This is a genomic window from Clostridium sp. YIM B02569 (assembly GCF_022320765.1).
In the GTDB taxonomy this organism is placed as follows: domain Bacteria; phylum Bacillota; class Clostridia; order Clostridiales; family Clostridiaceae; genus Clostridium; species Clostridium beijerinckii.
Map to the genome: position 1 here is coordinate 95,388 of NZ_JAKJJX010000003.1, position 19,120 is coordinate 114,507.

Genomic DNA, 19,120 nt, shown 5'->3' on the forward strand with positions numbered 1-19,120 from the left:
TCATAATAACTTTTTTAATTATGCTAAGAGTTATGAATCATCACATGATTATCCTAATATTGCTTTTCGTATTTGCTCCATTCCAATATCCACGCCTACTTTTACTATACCACTGTTTTTTTCTAAGACTGCATTTCCCGGTTCCATAAAATCATCTGCAAGTACAAAGATTTCATTTTTTATGTTATATGATACCTTCCATCTTTCCACCTGCAATTTTAATTCTTCAACATGTGCTGAATTCGCCTTTAAAATAACATTTTCTTCTCCTTTAGAAATTTTAAAAGCTTGTTCAATAATATCATTCATTGAATCATCATTACTCAAGGCTTTTTTTGTAATATTCTCTGCAATTTCTAGTGCCAATTTTACTATCTGATTTTTTTTATTTTCTAGATATCTTTCATAGTTATCATGAGCCGATTTCAGCAGCGATTCTGCTTTATTAACAATTTCTGCCGCCTCTGCCCTTGCACTTTCAATTGTTTCATCATAAGCTTTCTTATATCCATCATCATATCCATTTTGTGAACCTTGAGCATATCCTTTTTCATATGCTTTTTTCTCTGAAGCATCTGCATCCATTTGTGCTCTTAAAACAATAATCTGCTTTTCGTTTTTAGCATCCTGTATTATCCTTTGACCAATATCTTCATACCTTTTTAGAAGTTCTTCCGGATCAATCTGCGGCGCTTTTACCACAATTTTCTCTTCCTCTTTTTCCTCTTCAATTTCTTCAGATACTGCTTTTTTACTAACATACTCTGTTGAAATAACTTTACTTGTTCCTGACTTTGCGAAGTCCTTTTTTATTAATCTATACGATGATTGCATCTTCTCCACCTCTTGCAATGATGATTTCATTAGCATCATCTAGCCTTCTAATAACAGAAACAATCTTTTGTTGTGCTTTTTCAACATCCATAAGCCTTACTGGTCCTAAGAATTCCATATCTTCCTTTAATGAAGCAGCAGCTCTCTTAGACTGATTCCTATATATAGAATTTGCAACTTCATCAGAACATCCCTTAAGCGCAAGTGCAAGGTCAGAAACTTCCACTTCTCTAAGAATTCTTTGAATAGATACATCATCAAGAGAGATAATATCTTCAAATACAAACATTGAACTCTTAACTTTATCTGCAAGTTCTGCATCTTCTCTTTCTAAGCCTTCTGTAATATTCTTTTCAGTTGTTCTATCAACTGCATTTAATATGCTAACTAAAGTTTCTACACCACCTAAAGTTGTCATTTCAGTTCTTACTACTGAAGATAACTTACTTTCAAGTACAGTTTCAATTTCTTTAATTACCATTGGTGAAGTATTACTCATAGTTGCGATTCTATAAGCAACTTCACTTTGTGTCTCTTCTGGAAGCTCTGCCATAACCTGTGCTGCTTTATCTGGCTGCAAGTAGCATAAAATCAAAGCTATAGTTTGAGGCTGCTCTGATATAATTACATTTAACAATTGATGAGAATCTGCCTTTCTTGCAATTGAAAAAGGTCTATATTGAGCTGTCGCTTCTGATACCTTATCTAGTATTTCACTTGCTCTTTGAGTTCCTAATGCTTTTGATAATAATGTTTTAGCATAATCCATGCCGCCTTCAATTATATAATCTCTAGCTTTATTCATTTGATAAAATTCATTTAATATTTCTTCCCTTTGTTCTGGAGTAACAGACGTAATATTAGCAATTTCATAAGTTATTTTCTGTATATCCGCCTCTGGTAGCTTTTTCAATATCCCAGATGAGGCTTCAGGTCCAAGAGTTATAAATAATATTGCTGCTTTATGCACCCCTGTCAATTGACTTGGTTCTTTTGACATATCCATCACCTCTCATTTTCAGTCAACCATGACTTGATTATTTCTACTACTTGTTCTGGTTTTTCTGTAGCATATTTCTTTATTTCTTCCTCTAAGTGAGATTTTTGAGTCTTAGCCTCAAATTCTATTGGTTCAAAGACATCATCTGGTTCTTTAGGTAATATAGTATCATCAATTAAAGTATTTAATAATTGTTCATTTTCTTCTTTCTTCTTCTTTCTTCTCTTTGCGACGAAGTAAATAATAATACCTAAAAGCAATGCTCCCAAAATTCCTGCAACAATCATCATCTTATTCTTGCTAGCTGTAGCTGTCTCTGCATTCATAGCATCAATTTCTGCCTTAGCTTGATCCTGAGCTGTTGTGTCAAATGCCATTCCAAGCACTGAAACTTTATCTCCTCTAAGTGTATCTAATCCAATTGCATTTCCAACTGTATTTTCAAGTGTCTGTTGCGTCGCAGCATCTAAATTTCCATCAATCACAACTGATGCTGTAAGTCTTTTAACTTCTCCTGGTGCGCTAATAACTTTAGATTCACTTTTACCTACTTCATAATTTGTCTTCTGATCTTCCTTACTTGAAGCCGAAGGGTTATTATTTGTAGCTGTAGTTGTATTACTCATATTATTATCAACAGGACTTTGACTTGTAGTTGTTGATCCCGAGTTATTTGATTCCTTAGAATTTTCTTGGCTTACAATTACTTTATTCGGATCTACTACTGTTTGTGTCTTTTGTTTTGAATCGAAATCTAAATTTACATTAACAGTAGCCTTAACTTTGCCCTTACCAACGATTGGCTCCAATAAGCTAACAATTGCCTTTTGCATTCTATCTTCATAAGCTTTTTCTGCATCTTGTTGCTTTGATATTGTTTCAGAGCTTACTGAATTACCTTGATCAGAATTTATATCCTTAGTAAGTAAATTCATGTTATCGTCTATAACATCTATGTTTTCTCTAGGTATGTTTTCAGTTGCACCAGATACTAGCGCTACTATTGACTTAACCTGATCTTCACTAATAGTCGTCCCTTTCTTTAATTTTAGATAAACCGCTGCTTTTCCGGGTTCTTTGTCCTTTACAAAGACAGAATCCTTAGCCTCAGTTATATGTACTCTCGCTTCTTCTACTTGTGGAAAACTTTTTATTGTCTTTTCCAACTCACCTTGCTGCATTCTAACTTTTTTTATTTTAAATTCTTCATCTGTCATTCCAAAGGAACTGCCGCTATCCATTAATTCATAGCCTTTACTTCCAGATGTCAAAGTTGGTGCTAGCTCCAACCTTAATTTATCCACTTGATCCTTAGGAACCCAAATCGTATTTGTGTTACTATCTATTTTAGTATCAACTTTTTTTTCATTTAAACTATTAACGACAGTTTGAGCATCAGCTGCATCAAGATCAGAAAATAGTACTTGATACTTGTTAGAAGATGAGTAAAAAATCCCACTTATAATTGCAATAATAACTGCCACGATTGCTACTATTATAGCAGCTTTTATCTTCTTATTCTTGGATTTAAACTTTTCCAAAAGCCCCTTAACTTTTTCTAAAAGTTTTTTCATTATTAAGCTCTCCTCACCTTACTACAATTGCAACCTCGATAATTGGTTATATCCTTCCAATAACTTGTCTCTAGTTTGTGCTAAAAACTGAAGACTCAAACTAGCCTCCTGATTCTTAACCATAACTTCATCAATATCAACATCATCACCTTTAATAAACTTTGTTGCAGTTTCATCAGCTTGTGTCATCTTACCGTTAGTATCATCTACTGCCTTTTTTAAGACATCTCCAAAACTAACTGAGTTATTGCTTTCATTATTGCTCTTATCACTATTGATATCTTTAAATTTATTATTAAATATAATTTCATTTTGTGCAAACTTATCTTCTATTCTCATTTTTCATCCCCCTACTTACCAATTTCTAAAGCTTTTGAAAACATGCTCTTTAAAGCATTAAAAGTATCAACATTTGCCTCATAGGATCTCGTTGCTACCATCATGTCTGCCATTTCATTTAATACATTCACATTTGGCATTGTAACGTATCCATTGCTATCTGCATCTGGATGCGTTGGATCATATACCTTTCTTAAAGGTGATGGATCATTTTCAATTTTAACTGCTTTAACTCCTGCCATATCCTTATTCGCATCAAGAGCCTCTTGAAATACAGCTACTTTTCTTACATATGGACCTTTGCCATTCGCACTTCTTGTTGTACTTGCATTAGCCATATTAGAAGTTATAGTATCCATTCTTAATCTTTCTGCTGAAAGACCTGTTGCACTTATTTGCATAGAAGTAAATGCATTCATTTATAATCCTCCTTTATCTAATCAATAATTCCAAATTTCCTAGCTTGTCTAAATATGATTCCTAATTATGTATCATTTATCACTATTTAATAACAGTTTTTAAATTATTAAATTTATTATTTATGTCAGTTATTAACGCATTATATTTAAGAGTATTTGCTGCTTGATTTACCTTCTCAATATCTAAATCAACATTATTACCATCACTTCTCATACTAGTACTCTTATCCTGTTCAATTGATATATTATCATCATTACTTGAATTGCTACTAGAAAAATGGCGTGGATTAGTACGTTTTAAGTCTAATTTTGAGAAATCTCCTTGGTTCTTTAAATTTTCCTCGAATACTACATTAAATCTCTTATAATCCTTCGTATTGACATTTGCCATATTATTAGCAATTGTTTTAGCTCTAACATTTGATGCCTTAATTCCTTGTTTAATCAATTCATAAGTAGCATCTGAACTAATAGATTGTATTGCCATAAATTCACATCCTTACATTTCGTCTTCTACTTGCATAAATATCTAAAACTTTCAGTCCAAACATTTTATTTTACACATTATTAGGAATATGTAAAATAAAATGCTTTTTTCCTCACAATTTTCATCTAAGTAAAATATTACATTTTATTTTAGCTAATTAATAATTTAATTATAGAATAACTATGCAATTTTATCTATAATTTTTTGAAAAATGTTTTCCAATTTATTTACTAATTCCGATTTTTTTTGGTTTTATTGTAATATTGTCCCACATATTAAATCTTTTAAAATAAATTAAATGCCATTTTTAGACTTTCTACTGCATTTATCTGTACTGTGGCCTACCATAATATCCACAAAATAAAAGGTGTCTATAAATTATAGGCACCAAAAATATTTAAAGCAAAATAAATATAAAATTTATTATAATTATCTTATGTCTAGTCTTGTAATACTCGCATAATAACAAATAGTAAAACAAATCAAGCAAAAATGAAAGATCTTATTTTACATTACTTTTTTATTAATATTCGAGATAAAAGTAACACGACATTAGATAAGTTCAAATAGTCTTCAACATAAAATTCTTTTTATGAAGCTAAGAACTAAGTTTCACTTTATATTTTGGCAACCTGACAATCATAGAATAAAAATTTTCCTTAGACTCACGGCTTTGCGGCCTTATTTTTCAATAAGTGTGCTAGTATCAATATAATTTATCCTTTTAAATTATAATGTATTTTTGTTTATTTCACCACAATTATTTTTTAATTTTCGATAAAATCATCTAATAAATTATAAATTTCATTATAATTTATTAGATAATTTTGGATAATGGAATTTTGTATAAATATAAATCTAGAATTTCACAAAATTATCCATTAAAATTACTCAAATCATTTATTTTAATTTTTAAAAATGAACTGTAGTAAATTTCAACATTCAAAATCTACTACAGTTCATTTTGTAAGTATTCTATTATCAATAGATTATTTAACATTAGCTAAAATATTCAATGCATCTTTAGGAAAATTGTTGCTTTGTGCCATTAATCCAATTGACGATTGAATTAATATTTGACTTTTTGAATAATTCATCATTTCTCCAGCAATGTCAGCATCGCCAATATTACTTTGAACCTTTTCAATAGTGCATGCTTTACTTGATAAATAATCACCAGTTCCATCTAATCTGTTTTGCAAAGCACCATATCTGCTTCTTATCCTACTAACCATTTGCGTTGCTTTATCAATAGCTTCGTTAGATTCATCCAATTTATTTACTACGTCAACTCCACTAACCCCCAAATTTTCTGGGCTAACATTATAAATTGGTATATCCATATTTTCATCATCCATATTTCCAATAACAGCTTTTAACATAGAAGTATTTTCACCTGTTAAAGTGGAATCAGATAATTTAATTCCATTAAACTGTGTATTATTTGCTAAATCTTTTATATCAGACTTGACACTATCAATTTCATTTTGAATAATTTGTCTATCTTCATCAGTTAAACTCCCAGATCCAGCGCTAACCGCTAATTCTTTCATTCTAGCTAAACTATTATTCATTTCTTGAAGCGAACCATCAAAGGTTTGTATCATAGAGTTAGTATCTTGAATATTCTTACTTGCCGCATCATTAGTTAATAATTGTATCTTCAAAGTCTCGTTCTTACCTATTTTATTAGGATTATCCTTTGCAGAATTTAAAACTTGACCAGTACTAATGTTATTCAATGCTTTAGAATTATCTACAAGCGAATTTTTATAAGATTTATATATGTTTAGCGAAAACATATTGTGATTTAATCTCACTATATAAAACCTCCTCTCTTTTAGTACGAGTTATGCTCTTACATCTATATTAGTTCCTTTACTTGTGTCTACAGCCATATTGCTCATCATGTCTGTTACTTGAACAGCTGCTACATTCTCACTATTCATAGCCATTTTCATTACTGATACAGAAACTTCACTTTGAAGAGATGCTTGATTCATAGCCATTGACATTGCACCTATATCCATAAAATCCAATCCTTTCTTAATTTATACTTTAATATTCTAATTTATTATCGTGCAAATACGAAATACCTTAAGCATGAATTTACTTTAGTGCTATTTTATCTAATCAAATCTAACATATAAACTAAAATAAGCATCAATAGTTATTTTTACATAACCACTGATACTTATTATAATATTTCATCATCTTTTGTTTTTCTGCTTTCACTATCGAGTGCTTTGACCTTTTCTTCCAAATTACGAATCTCAATATTTAAAGAATTAATTTCTTCTGCACTAAGGTTTAATTCTTTAGGCGTTTCCACCATCCTTCTCATCCGAAATAATTTTTCCTCGATGATCTCTAACATTCTTATCCTATATTTTACCCATTGAAGTTCGGCTTTTAATTGCTGTATTAGTTCTCCTCGTTCATCCATATTATTTTAATCCTCTTCTTAATAAAAAGTACATTGAATCTTCCCGTACTAATTCTTTCTTAGTTAAAACTTGAACTACTTTTTATCCACTTTTCAGTCTCTTTTATGCCTTCTTCTAAACTATATTCCGGTTCCCAACTAATAAGTATTTTAGCCTTATTATAATTACATTTTAATTTCATTATTTCACTTTGAGGATGAATATGCTCAACATGATTTACGTTTACTCTATTACTTTACGCCTCTTCCTGTTCTCAAATGACTATTTCTCACTACTTATCCCAGGCAATACCTAACCTAATAAATCTAGGTAAAGATATTATATCCATTATAATTCCAGATACTACTTGTAATGTTTCTCTTACTATATTTACATCTAAGGCTGTTATTCACAATATATTTAATCTTATTATTACAATATATGTTAAACTATACGAATCATCTTCATTTAAAATTACAATTATATTGTACTAAAGCATAACTTGAATATAATCATCTAATAATTATATTACTATTCTTATTACTACTTTAATTTTATATTCTCGCCATTCTTTTTTGCTATTCATGAATGAAATAGTAAAGTATTAACTTGATTTATTATTCCAAATATTTTTGATATAGAATACATTAATACTTTATAAACAATATAATATTTTTCAATAATTAAATTATATAATAAACTTATGCAGTAATTTTGACATATGTATCAAAAAGATTGAGTATAACATATCTAAAGTTTATTCCTTAATATCTAATAAACCTCGATCTTAAGCCTTTTGGTAAAATTGCTCAATTTAGTGCGCAAGTAAAGTTATATATATATCATCAGAACTTAAACAGCTACTATTAAATTACCGAATATCCAAAATACCACAGATTTATATAAGGTTTTAGCCCTTAACTTTATTATAATATAATACTTGCCTCATTTTAAATAAATTTCGCATAAACATTTCACCTTTTAGTATCTACACTAAAATATAATTCTCATGATTTGAATAATTTAGAAATGCAATAATTCATCATTACATTTATTATTCTTATAATCAATATAGTGTCTACTAATTATTTTTTGCATTTGCTCATTAAAATTTGCATTGCTAAATTTATGATTTTCTAATTCATTATTAATTATCATTTCTCCTGAATATTCTTTAACTAACAAAGCGCCTATCTTACATTTAATAAGAAATTCATTATTAGTACTATAATATTTTACCACTTCTCCTGGTTGATATTTTTCAAAGCCAATCATATCTTCGAAAGGTATAGCTCTCCAAATAAATACTTTTGTATTATGCAAATAAGAAAATGCTCCTGGATAAGGTTTAGTTAAAGCTCTTATAAAATTATAAACTTCAATATTGGTTCTATTCCAATCAATTTCACCATCTTCTGGAGTTCTTTGGGGTAAATATCTAACCCCATAATTATTTTGCTTTTTATAAATTTTATCAAGAATATTTCTATTCTTAATATTTTTAATAATCATTTGCGCGACACTCCAACTTACCTTATAATAAATAGAATTAACATCATCAAATTCATTTATCATAAATGAACTTTCATCAATTACCTCTCCAGAATCAATCCCAGCATTAACTTTAAATATATCTATAATAAAATTCTTCTTATCTAAAATCAATGACCAATTTATTGGAGACCTTCCTCTTCCTTTTTCTATTCCCCATGGACTCCCATGCCCTCCGATACACGCAATTCTAACATGATTAATAAGCCAATCTGGTATTAATCTCTGCCATCCTAAAACCAAAAGAATATCAATTTGTAATTCTTTTATTTTTTTTATGTCACAATCTTTATTTATTTTATATGTATCTATTCCAATAAAATTCATATTGTTTTTCTCACAATATTTTTTCATATCATAAAAACCAGATATTACATTTATATCTTCATGATTTTTGTTGAGCCCTATTATACCATCTATTTTTATTTCTTTTTTTATTATATTTAAAGATTCAGCACCAGCAGAAATAGTATTTAATACATATATTTTTAATTTATCACTCATTTAAGTCCCCACTCCTAATAAAATCATATAAATTATTACTCCCGATATCATTTTTATATGTTCTATTACCCCTCATAAAGGTGTCAAATTCATTTATTTTGCTTACTATTATATTCTTAAATATATCCGTATATTTTTGTCCACTTTCAGAAAAATGAATAGGGTGAAATAATACCTGAATCATATGCTGGTCTGCTTTTGAAGCCAATTCCATTATATTCTTCCCCCTAAAATTCATGCACGAATCAGAAAAATAATATTCTGTATTAAAATACTCCTTCGAATAAGTATTTATATATCCATTAAATATCGGATATTGATTATGTATAGAAGGGTTATGTAAACTAATTGATTTTACTTTTTCTCCTGTAATATCTTCTATCATACTACATTCAAAATCTACTTTCCTGCTCATTTCACACAAGTTAATATCACCGTAAATTGTAGGATCAAAATGTATACCAATTTCAAACCCATTATTACTCATTTCTTTTAGAATCACTCTATTTTTCATTGAAGCTATATTATAATAATCACAATTTGTTAAAATGAAATATGTAGACTTTACATCCTTTTCTTTTTCCATTTTAGATAATTCATATGCCCTATAGATATCAAAATCCACATCATGCCTCAATAATATTCCTGTTTTACCCATAAATTCATTGAATTTATAAATATTTCCACTCTGTTTTAGCAAATCTAATATCTGCCTATAATTATCATACGAAAAAAACTCCATAATTAATCTCCTTATCTACAAAATCATTTTAATTATCATTAATATTTTCAACAATACTTCTGAGTACCATTTTTGTAGAATAACTATAACTAAAATCTTGCTGCAAAATATTTTGCTTTATCATATTAGCCGGTTCATTGTATCCAACCATTGTCCTTAAATAAGTGGTACCAGATAACCTGGGATTTATTTCTAATAACAATAATTTATTATTACAAAATCTTCCTTGTATATTTATTGGACCTTTCGAACCTATTTTTTTTGCAATGTTTTCCGCTTGCTTTTTTATATTTTCATCATTAATAAATTCTCCTTGAGAAATTCCCGATGATATTATTACATTTTTATTATTAAATTTAAATTTTTTATTTGTTGAGAGAGCATTATTTATTAATCTTTTTAATATGATAGAACCTAATATATTTCCATCTCTATCTGAAGAAACCCCTATAGTATATTCATTATTGTCATATTCAATATATTCTTGTGCTATGACATCAATTCCATGCTTTAACATATATCCTGCAAACATCTCTAATTCTTCCCTATCAAAAGCAACATAAATATGCGACGATCCTCCTGAATTAGTATTCGGTTTTAATGCAACTGGAAAATAATCAATATCACTACAATCATAAATAGTATCTATTTTATTATATTTAGCTAAAGGAATACCTAATTCAGCAAGTTTTTCGTATGTATTAAATTTATTCAAACACAAATCTATAAGTTCTTTATCATTTGCTGAAATGTAGACATCTTGAAATTTAGAACTGTTATTACTAAAATATTTTAGTTCAGGCTCAGAACCTGGAAAAATTGCTTTTATATTGTAATTATCAATTAAGTTTCTTATACTTTCACCATAATTGTTACTACTAACAGGTGGAACAATTAAAAATTTATCAACTTTATTTTTATTAAAACATATGTTACTTATATCAGTACCAACAATAAATAAATTCAAATCAGATATTTTCAAAGCTTTTAGTATCTGTTCTCCAACTCCTGCGCTACCAATACCTGTTATTAATACATTTACCCTATCCAATAAAATTCACCACCTTAAATTTATTAGTATTTTTTTAAAATATTTATTAATCTTTTGTCATATCCATCTTTATCTAAATTACCAATATAATTATTTATATCATATTCAATGCTCACTATTTTATGCTTATTCTCCTTCAAATCTAAAATACAAAATGATGGTTTCCACTCTTCATCTCTCTGCTGTCCAACTGAGCCAGGATTTATTATCACACTATTTTCAATTATCATACTTTTCTTCCTATGTGTATGACCATAGAAATAGTACTTATACTTTTTTATATTATCAAAATTATTTATAATATCATTTTCATCTTTCAAATAAACTTGGCAGTCATTTTTTAATGAGTGACAAAAGCAATAATAATAATTTTCATATTTCAATTCAATAAACTCAGGACAATTCTTTAAAAATAATAGATTTTCATAGCTTAAAGTTTCTCTATGTCTTTTTATACCATAAATTTCTTCATTCTCTTTTTTATAGTTTATTTCACCTAATATAAATTTATCATGATTACCTTTTACACATTTAAAATCATTATATCTTAGAATTTCAATTACTTCATTGGGTTTATTGTAGTAACCTACCATATCACCCAAACATATCTTGATATTGCAATTGTACTTATTTACCTCGCAAATAACCTTTTCCAGCGCATCAAAATTAGAATGAATATCTGAAATAACTGCTATTTTCATATGCCATCCACATACAATTCTATATATTTCTTTAATCCATCATAAATATTATATTTAGGTTTAAACCCGACCTCTCTATACGCTCTATCATAATCATAGCTAGGTTTAAAACTTTCCTGTATATCATCATACTTTCCTATCTTTATTTTAGATTTTGAATTACATATACTTTTTATAATTTCAGCTAAATTTAGCATCGATGTATTCTTATCAGCAATAATACTATATACTCCATTTATTTTATTATTAGTGGTTACAAAGAGTTCAATTGCATGTATTATATCATCTACATAAATAAAATTTTGTTCCCTTTTCCCAGTTCCGTATATGTTAATATCTAAGCCATTTAATGAATTATTAATAAATGTATTTATAACGCTTTTTTTATTAGAACCTTTACCATATGGTGCTGATATTCTTAATGATGCAGTTTCTATCCCCTTGTTTTCCATCATAGCACAAACATGTTCACCATGTATTTTGGATAACGTATAATAATCCTTAATCTTGTAATTTCTATAATCCTCCATAGATCCAAAACCTGAAATATATATAAATTTCTTAATCCCGTTTTTGATAGAAAACTCATACATATTATTCATAATATTGGCATTAGATAAAAAAACATCATTAAAATCTGCACTTTCAAATGAGCTTGGGATTACTGCTGCTAAATGTATTATACAATCAATTTTTGCGTTAACTAATATTTCTTCCATGTTGTTATAATAATTATTAAACTTAACAAATCCATTTAATTGGGATGTTGTTCCGAAAATATAGTTATTAGTTTTATCATATTTATAATAATCATATAAGTTTTTCCCGATAAATCCATTACTACCAGTAATTAAAATTTCCATAACACAGCCTCACTTATATTCTAAAAATATCATTATAATCTAAAATAGTTAAATCCTTACCTAAATATTTTTTTAATTTTTCTTTTATCTTATTATTAAATGAATTTGACATTATAAAAATCACATCTGGAGACTTTACTTTCAAGTCATCAAAGGATTCAATTTTTATATTAATGCCAGGAAAGTATTTATTATATAAAGATATGTTATCATCAAAAAATCTTATATTCTTCAAATTAATTTTATTTTGGATAATAGAAAATAAATTTATTATTCGTCCCGGAACATATATTCCTATCGATTTATTTTTTAAATAATCATCTTCAAATAAATTTAAAAAACTTACTATATTTTTTTCCACTTTATCCTTATAACCATAATTCAATGATTGTATTTTTCCAAAATTCGGATACATATCATCTTGCGTATTTTCATTATTAGTAGCAACTCCATAAAGAAAACCTCCAAATTGGGATTTTTCAATATAAGCTTTAAATTGAATTGAATTATATATTACATTATACAATGTATCCTTTATAAAATAATTATAATGTTCATGCAAAAGCATAGAAATATCTCCACGCTCAATATATGGCTCACAATCTGGAACTGCCAAAAAGATTTTTCCACCCTCATTTAATTGATTATTTACCGATTGTAAAAAATCTGAAGTACTATTAATATGTTCTAAAACACCATAACTAATAATTAAATCGAATTTTTCAGTAAGTTTTTTTGAAGGATAGAAATCTTTTAGAATTGATATACCATATTTATTTGAAATCTCAGTTCCTTCTGTACCAGGCTCAATTCCAACAACATCTGCTCCTAACCCTTTTAATAAACTTAGTAAATAGCCCGTTCCACACCCAATTTCTAATATTCTTACTCCATTTAAATTATCTGTTCCGATATTCTTAATAATAAATTCCAAAAAATCTTTAGCATATTTCTCTCCAATTCCATAATCATCCATCAACCCACTAATCGAAGACCCTTTTATATATGCTTTTTGAAGAATTTCACTAATCCTTTCATTATATACTTGCTTAACGACTCCTGTTTTTTCTTCTATATCTATTAAAAAAGGTAAAAAATCAGGAAATCCATCCCCATTGGTCGGCTTAGGTAAATTTTTATAAAAGAAAGGTAACTCATCAACTTGCCATGGATACATTGATTTTTTATCACTCATTAATTTCATCTCCTATTGAATAATTTATATAATAAATAAAGCTAAATCTTAACAACCTTGCTTTATAATTAACTAAAAAATTTGTTTCATATATTTAATTTTGATTTTAAAACTTCCACTATAAAATCAAGTTCCTTATTTATTAATTTATTATATAACGGTAATGCCAAGCCTTGTTTGTAAGCAAATATTGAATTTGTATAATCATCATTAGTGCATTTATACTTCTCTTTATAATATGGTTGTAAATGGACCGCATAAGCACCAAAATTAGTTTCTATTCCCTTTTGCTTTAGTTCCCGAATTAGTTCATTTCTATCAATTTTTTCATCCAACAATATATGGTATGTTTGCCATACATGCTTTCCATAACTTTTTCCAACTGGCAATGTTATGCCATTAATATTTCTTAATAACTCATTATATTTGCAAGCTATTTCTATTCTTTTTTGAATTATATTTTTCAATTTTTTCATTTGTGCAACACCAATAGCACCTTGAATATTTGTCATTCTATAATTTAAACCAACCATTACAAATTGAGGTTCCCCATTTATATAACTCAACCCATGATTTCTAAGTATCTTTATTTTTTCTGCCATTTCATCATTATTTGTTACTATAATTCCACCTTCACCAGTGGTTATTGCTTTTCTTGGATGCAAACTGAAGCATCCTATATCTCCAATTGTTCCAACTTTTCTACCTTGGTATTCGGCACCTAGAGCACATGCTGCATCTTCTATAACTTTAAGATTATATTTTTTAGCTAATTCCAATATTTTATTCATATCACATGACTGCCCAAATTCTTGAACTGGCATTATAACTTTTGTTTTTTCGGTAATCAAATTCTCTACTTTGTCTGTATTAATACATAAACTATCTAAGTTAATATCTACAAATTTAGTAGTAGCTCCTACTACTTCTACTACATTAGATGTAGCCGGAAATGTAAAATCAGGTACTATAACTTCATCTCCTGATTTTACATCTAAAGCAAGCAATGCTAAATGTAATGCTGCTGTACCACTACTAACAGCAATAGCATGTTTTACATTCAAATATTCTTTAACCAAGTTTTCAAATTCTTCTACCTTATCCCCTTGTACCAAATATTTTGAATCAAATACTTTTTTTACTTCTTCTAATTCTTCCTGTCCTATATCTGGTACTGCAAGCTTAATCATTTGTAACACCTCTATACCACTCAATTGTTTTTTCAAGCCCTTCTGCTAAATCGTATTTAGGTTCATAGTTTAAAATTTCTTTAGCTTTATCTATGTTTGGAATTCGAAGCTCAACATCTACATAATTCTTTGGTACATATACTATTTTCGATTTTGAATTAGCTATTCGTTTAATTAATTGAGCTAACATTGAAATAGTAACTGTACCTCTTGGATTTCCAATATTAAATGATTGACCTATAGCCTCTTTTTTTTCAATACATAGCATTATCCCATCTACAAAATCATCTATATAACACCAAGAACGTATCTGATCACCATCACCATGGATTTGCATTTCTTCATCTCTTATTGCCCTAACAACAAATTGATGTATAGCACCTTCTCCAACTTGCCCAGGACCATATACATTAAAAGGTCTTACTGTTACAATTGGAATTTTGTATTCATTGTAATAACTATGTGCTAAATGCTCCCCTGCGAGTTTTGATACTGAATAAGTCCATCTTGCTTCACCTACTGGTGCTAGATTGGTTGTATGCTGTTCATCAACTTTATATGCGTAAGAACCAAATACTTCTGATGTTGAAAAATCTATAAATCTTTCAATATTATTTTCCTTTACCGCTTCTAGAATATTATATGTACCAATCATATTAACTTTCATAGTATTTACTGGACTTTTTATAACTGTGTCTATGCCCGCCACTGCTGCTAAATGAATTACAATATTAGGCTTAAATTCATCTACTACTGATTTCACATGGTTAAAATCCAAAATATCTCCTTGAACCAATTTCACATTGCTTTTATCTAATAAATCAGTGTTTTTAATTGAATTTCTATTTAAGCTATCATATATTAATATTTCATTATTATAACTTAATAGTGAGCATAATTTTGTACCTATAAAACCTGCTCCACCTGTTAATAAAATTCTTTTATCTTGTATCATACTGTGCCTCCAAAATTATATTCTCTCATATATTTTAATCATATTTCTACTTATTTTGTTTATATCATGATATTTTTCTGCATACATTCTACCTTTAATACCAATTTCTTTTAGCATATCTTTATTATTAATAGCATACTCTATTTTTTCTTTTATTGTATCTGGATTGGCAGATATTATAGGCAATTCTTTTGGGTACTCTTCTCTCATAAAGTCGCTTATCCAGCATATTACCGGTTTGCCCATCGCCATAGATTCAACTGCAAATAATCCATATGAGCCTGCTAATATTTGATCTATAATTAAATCTGCTTTTTCATATATTTTAGTAGCTTGTTCATGTGAAGTTCCTTGAACAAGTTCAAAATCAAAATCATATTTTTCTTTTAGTTCTTCAATTGCTTTTAAAATATACTTTGTACCTTTAAACTCTGGCGAGGTTGGTGCATGAACAATTTTTAATTTGGGGTTATGTGTTTCTTGAATAAGTTTATACTCATTTAAATTTATAGTAGCCCTTATATAATGAATATTAGTATGATAATCCTTAACATACTCAGCAAGTTCATAATCTACTAAACAATCTGGAACATATCTAGATATCAATTCTAATTTTCTTTTTATTTGATCTTCATTCTTCTTTACATTAACATATTTATTTAATTTTATTGCTTTAGAGTACATCCTCACATCAGAACCTACATACTGCATTATTACTTTCTTCCCTAATTCCTTAAGAAGTGGAAGATCACTATAATCTAATGTCAAACTTGTACCAAAGTAAAAATGGAAAACATCATTTTCTGCTATCATCTTTGAGGCTATTATTTTAGTTTCAATATTCGCTTCATTAATATCTTTAAACGAATTAACATCTAGAATATAATCAGATTTATACCCTAGATAATTTGGGTAATAATTCAATGTTTTAGATTCAATTCCTAATTTTTTCAACCCTTCTGTCATAGTATAAGCCTGATTAGCAATTTCCATAGTCCCATGTATAACTTTCAACTTACTTTGATTAATAGGATTAAAATCAGAAATTATATCATCTACTTTTATACTACTATTTCCGTTAAATAACTTTGCTCTACTATATAATTCTACAGCTTTAGTATTATTGTTTTTCTTGCTCATTATATAGCTTAAATTATAAAGTAGATCCTTACTTTGAGAATCGATTAATAATCCTTCCTTAAGTACTCTTTCGGCATTATCTAATCTACCATTCATAATGTATATAATTGCTTTCATAGAGCATATTTCAGTGTCTTTTTTTACAATTTTTTTATATTCATTAATGGCTTCTTCTGCCTCTTCTAGATTTCCTCCACTAATTAATTTGTTTATATTTTCTTTAACTTTTAATTTATAATTTTCAAATTCATTATTACCGCTTACTTTTTCTATTCCTTCTTTAAACTCTCTTAATAAAATCTCAATTCCTTTCTTCATATAAGGATATACTTCTAATGATTTTCTTAAATAATTTATGTAAGTTCTATCATCTTCTGAATTTTTCATAGCAATATTTATATAAACAAAAAATTTTTCTTCTTCATTTTTTAAAGCATTTATATACTCTTCTTTTATAAACTCTTCATTGTAAATGTAAGTAATTAATTTAGTCCCTATATCCAAATAATATTTAAATATCCATTCATATTCAAAATCTTCAATCTTGTTAATTAACAATACATATCTACATAAAATTTTATTAATTCTAAAATTTCCGTAATTCATATCATCTTTAATGTTATTAATATATTTTACAACTACGTCACTAAAATCCTCATATTTTTTTGAAATATACTCTAAATGTCTATCTATATTTTTATCCCATACATTTTCTAATAGATTACATAAACTACTACAATGCTTAAACTTATAATAAAGAACATCTCCAAAATAGTTTTCCAAAATATTAAAATCATCCTCGAATGATATATTATCAATAAATTCTTCTAAGCTACTGTCTTCTATATTATATTTATACCTTAACAAATATAATTTTGAATTGTCATTATTATATGAAGAAAAAAGTCTATGAATATCATTATCACAATATTCTTCCAGAATTAGAAAGAATTTATTTACTCTTAGATCACCTCTCATAATCTTTTCTTCATAAAAATTCTTAAGATAATTTATATTTTTTGAACTTATCGCCCCTTTAATTACGAGTTCTATAATATTTTCTATATATTTATCTTTTTCAATTAGAGAAGCATAATTTAAAACTTCATTATATTTTCCAATCTTAAAGTATATTTTAACTATATCTTGTAAGGCTTCATCTTTTTGACCTAAGGTATACATTCCCAAACTTAGATCAAAATTTATATTCATATTATTATAATTATCACATAAATCTATATATTTCTGATAGGCTTGTATACAGCCTTCATATTCTCCTAATAATCCTTTAGCTTTTCCTAAATAAAATATTAGATCTATATATTCACCATCTATATCTAAGCCTTCCTCACAAACACTCTTTGCAATTTCATCTTCTTCTAACTTCAAAGAACATAATGCCATTTGATAATAAACATATTTATATTTACTTTTATTTTTACATTCCTTCAATAATTCATAGGCATTCTTAATAATTTCATATCCTTTAAAGTAGTCATTATGACTTGTATATGTTACTGAAAGCTGAAATAAATAATAGATATTTTTAGGATCTTTATCCAATGCGCTTTTTAACAAATTACTTGTTCTTATAAATTTTTTATTTAATACATCTTCATTTTCTTCTATGTAACCATAATGAACTATTGTCGTTTCTAAATCTATTGATGGTTGCTTAAATATTGGATTATTATGTACAATTCCTTCGTAATGAAACTCTCCATCATTTCTAAATAATCTAGGGGATTTAAGCATCGCATACTGAGAATCATCAGATAAATTTTGCATATTTTTCACATTCAAAAGCCCTGTTTGAAACTTACTATTCGTAGAAGACTTTAAAAATCGAATAATATTATTACAATTTGTTATCTCCTCATCTGCATCTATTATAAAAATCCAATTCCCATTAGCATAATTTATTGTTTTATTTCTCATTCCCGAAAAGTCATTTTCCCATTCATGAAAATAAATCTTATCCGTATATTCCCTTGATATCTCAACAGTTTTATCCTTTGATCCAGTATCTACAATTACCAATTCGGAATCTATATTCTTCAATATAGGCTTAAGACTGTTTAAGCATCTTCTAATGTTTTTCTCTTCATCTTTTACCATCATACATATTGATATTTCCATATTATAATCC

General features: G+C 27.7%; 18 protein-coding genes, 1 pseudogene and 1 riboswitch. All 19 genes and pseudogenes read right to left on the reverse strand.

What is annotated here, in order from left to right:
• Positions 1-48: 48 nt before the first annotated feature.
• Positions 49-834: a FliH/SctL family protein gene (locus L3B96_RS03360; protein WP_238858839.1), complete on the reverse strand. Its 786-nt coding sequence runs from the start codon at positions 832-834 to the stop codon at positions 49-51.
• Entirely contained in the window at positions 818-1,834 is a 1,017-nt protein-coding gene (gene fliG, locus L3B96_RS03365) for a flagellar motor switch protein FliG (protein ID WP_236896277.1), read from the reverse strand. Before fliG ends, L3B96_RS03360 begins: the two co-directional genes overlap by 17 nt.
• 5 nt (positions 1,835-1,839) lie before the next feature.
• Complete coding sequence (gene fliF / locus L3B96_RS03370) at positions 1,840-3,408, reverse strand: flagellar basal-body MS-ring/collar protein FliF (protein WP_236896275.1); 1,569 nt, start codon at positions 3,406-3,408, stop codon at positions 1,840-1,842.
• A gap of 21 nt (positions 3,409-3,429) precedes the next feature.
• Positions 3,430-3,747 (reverse strand): flagellar hook-basal body complex protein FliE, encoded by a 318-nt coding sequence (fliE, locus tag L3B96_RS03375; protein ID WP_236896273.1) that lies wholly within the window; start codon positions 3,745-3,747, stop codon positions 3,430-3,432.
• Positions 3,748-3,758: 11 nt separating this feature from the next.
• Positions 3,759-4,166, reverse strand: coding sequence for a flagellar basal body rod protein FlgC (gene flgC, locus L3B96_RS03380; protein WP_012060427.1), 408 nt, complete (start codon positions 4,164-4,166; stop codon positions 3,759-3,761).
• A gap of 82 nt (positions 4,167-4,248) precedes the next feature.
• A complete protein-coding gene (gene flgB / locus L3B96_RS03385; protein WP_236896271.1) occupies positions 4,249-4,653 on the reverse strand; it encodes a flagellar basal body rod protein FlgB in 405 nt (134 codons plus the stop codon).
• A gap of 623 nt (positions 4,654-5,276) precedes the next feature.
• Positions 5,277-5,365: riboswitch (cyclic di-GMP riboswitch) on the reverse strand.
• A gap of 277 nt (positions 5,366-5,642) precedes the next feature.
• Positions 5,643-6,473: a flagellin gene (locus L3B96_RS03390; RefSeq protein WP_238858840.1), complete on the reverse strand. Its 831-nt coding sequence runs from the start codon at positions 6,471-6,473 to the stop codon at positions 5,643-5,645.
• Positions 6,474-6,503: 30 nt separating this feature from the next.
• Positions 6,504-6,683: a YjfB family protein gene (locus L3B96_RS03395; RefSeq protein WP_238858841.1), complete on the reverse strand. Its 180-nt coding sequence runs from the start codon at positions 6,681-6,683 to the stop codon at positions 6,504-6,506.
• Between the two features lie 167 nt (positions 6,684-6,850).
• Entirely contained in the window at positions 6,851-7,099 is a 249-nt protein-coding gene (locus L3B96_RS03400) for a hypothetical protein (RefSeq protein ID WP_238858842.1), read from the reverse strand.
• Positions 7,100-7,158: 59 nt separating this feature from the next.
• Positions 7,159-7,332 (reverse strand): annotated as a pseudogene (locus tag L3B96_RS03405) (NAD-dependent dehydratase); the annotation flags it as partial.
• 770 nt (positions 7,333-8,102) lie between these two features.
• Positions 8,103-9,134, reverse strand: coding sequence for a formyltransferase family protein (locus L3B96_RS03410; RefSeq protein WP_238858843.1), 1,032 nt, complete (start codon positions 9,132-9,134; stop codon positions 8,103-8,105).
• The gene (locus L3B96_RS03415; RefSeq protein ID WP_238858844.1) at positions 9,127-9,876 is read right to left on the reverse strand and encodes a hypothetical protein; all 750 of its coding nucleotides are present in this window, start codon (positions 9,874-9,876) and stop codon (positions 9,127-9,129) included. Before L3B96_RS03415 ends, L3B96_RS03410 begins: the two co-directional genes overlap by 8 nt.
• A 28-nt stretch (positions 9,877-9,904) precedes the next feature.
• Positions 9,905-10,927, reverse strand: a complete 1,023-nt coding sequence (locus L3B96_RS03420) for an ATP-grasp domain-containing protein (protein ID WP_238858845.1) — start codon at positions 10,925-10,927, stop codon at positions 9,905-9,907.
• A 23-nt stretch (positions 10,928-10,950) separates the two neighbouring features.
• The gene (locus tag L3B96_RS03425; protein WP_238858846.1) at positions 10,951-11,628 is read right to left on the reverse strand and encodes a metallophosphoesterase family protein; all 678 of its coding nucleotides are present in this window, start codon (positions 11,626-11,628) and stop codon (positions 10,951-10,953) included.
• Positions 11,625-12,491 carry an NAD(P)-dependent oxidoreductase gene (locus tag L3B96_RS03430; RefSeq protein WP_238858847.1) on the reverse strand — a complete coding sequence of 289 codons (867 nt, stop codon included), beginning with the start codon at positions 12,489-12,491 and terminating at the stop codon, positions 11,625-11,627. The genes L3B96_RS03425 and L3B96_RS03430 overlap by 4 nt, the downstream gene beginning before the upstream one ends.
• A 13-nt stretch (positions 12,492-12,504) precedes the next feature.
• Positions 12,505-13,686: a class I SAM-dependent methyltransferase gene (locus tag L3B96_RS03435; protein ID WP_238858848.1), complete on the reverse strand. Its 1,182-nt coding sequence runs from the start codon at positions 13,684-13,686 to the stop codon at positions 12,505-12,507.
• A gap of 86 nt (positions 13,687-13,772) precedes the next feature.
• Positions 13,773-14,912 carry a DegT/DnrJ/EryC1/StrS family aminotransferase gene (locus L3B96_RS03440; RefSeq protein ID WP_238858849.1) on the reverse strand — a complete coding sequence of 380 codons (1,140 nt, stop codon included), beginning with the start codon at positions 14,910-14,912 and terminating at the stop codon, positions 13,773-13,775.
• Positions 14,869-15,831, reverse strand: a complete 963-nt coding sequence (locus tag L3B96_RS03445; protein ID WP_238858850.1) for an NAD-dependent epimerase/dehydratase family protein — start codon at positions 15,829-15,831, stop codon at positions 14,869-14,871. The genes L3B96_RS03440 and L3B96_RS03445 overlap by 44 nt, the downstream gene beginning before the upstream one ends.
• Positions 15,832-15,846: 15 nt before the next feature.
• Positions 15,847-19,110: a glycosyltransferase gene (locus L3B96_RS03450; RefSeq protein ID WP_238858851.1), complete on the reverse strand. Its 3,264-nt coding sequence runs from the start codon at positions 19,108-19,110 to the stop codon at positions 15,847-15,849.
• Positions 19,111-19,120: the final 10 nt, after the last annotated feature.

What these genes read in the sequence shown, in the direction of transcription:
- L3B96_RS03360 (WP_238858839.1), bottom strand. Translation starts at nt 834, where the DNA reads ATGCAATCATCGTATAGATTAATAAAAAAGGACTTCGCAAAGTCAGGA.
- fliG (WP_236896277.1), bottom strand. Translation starts at nt 1,834, where the DNA reads ATGTCAAAAGAACCAAGTCAATTGACAGGGGTGCATAAAGCAGCAATA.
- fliF (WP_236896275.1), bottom strand. Translation starts at nt 3,408, where the DNA reads ATGAAAAAACTTTTAGAAAAAGTTAAGGGGCTTTTGGAAAAGTTTAAA.
- fliE (WP_236896273.1), bottom strand. Translation starts at nt 3,747, where the DNA reads ATGAGAATAGAAGATAAGTTTGCACAAAATGAAATTATATTTAATAAT.
- flgC (WP_012060427.1), bottom strand. Translation starts at nt 4,166, where the DNA reads ATGAATGCATTTACTTCTATGCAAATAAGTGCAACAGGTCTTTCAGCA.
- flgB (WP_236896271.1), bottom strand. Translation starts at nt 4,653, where the DNA reads ATGGCAATACAATCTATTAGTTCAGATGCTACTTATGAATTGATTAAA.
- L3B96_RS03395 (WP_238858841.1), bottom strand. Translation starts at nt 6,683, where the DNA reads ATGGATATAGGTGCAATGTCAATGGCTATGAATCAAGCATCTCTTCAA.
- L3B96_RS03400 (WP_238858842.1), bottom strand. Translation starts at nt 7,099, where the DNA reads ATGGATGAACGAGGAGAACTAATACAGCAATTAAAAGCCGAACTTCAA.
- L3B96_RS03410 (WP_238858843.1), bottom strand. Translation starts at nt 9,134, where the DNA reads ATGAGTGATAAATTAAAAATATATGTATTAAATACTATTTCTGCTGGT.
- L3B96_RS03415 (WP_238858844.1), bottom strand. Translation starts at nt 9,876, where the DNA reads ATGGAGTTTTTTTCGTATGATAATTATAGGCAGATATTAGATTTGCTA.
- L3B96_RS03425 (WP_238858846.1), bottom strand. Translation starts at nt 11,628, where the DNA reads ATGAAAATAGCAGTTATTTCAGATATTCATTCTAATTTTGATGCGCTG.
- L3B96_RS03430 (WP_238858847.1), bottom strand. Translation starts at nt 12,491, where the DNA reads ATGGAAATTTTAATTACTGGTAGTAATGGATTTATCGGGAAAAACTTA.
- L3B96_RS03435 (WP_238858848.1), bottom strand. Translation starts at nt 13,686, where the DNA reads ATGAGTGATAAAAAATCAATGTATCCATGGCAAGTTGATGAGTTACCT.
- L3B96_RS03445 (WP_238858850.1), bottom strand. Translation starts at nt 15,831, where the DNA reads ATGATACAAGATAAAAGAATTTTATTAACAGGTGGAGCAGGTTTTATA.
- L3B96_RS03450 (WP_238858851.1), bottom strand. Translation starts at nt 19,110, where the DNA reads ATGGAAATATCAATATGTATGATGGTAAAAGATGAAGAGAAAAACATT.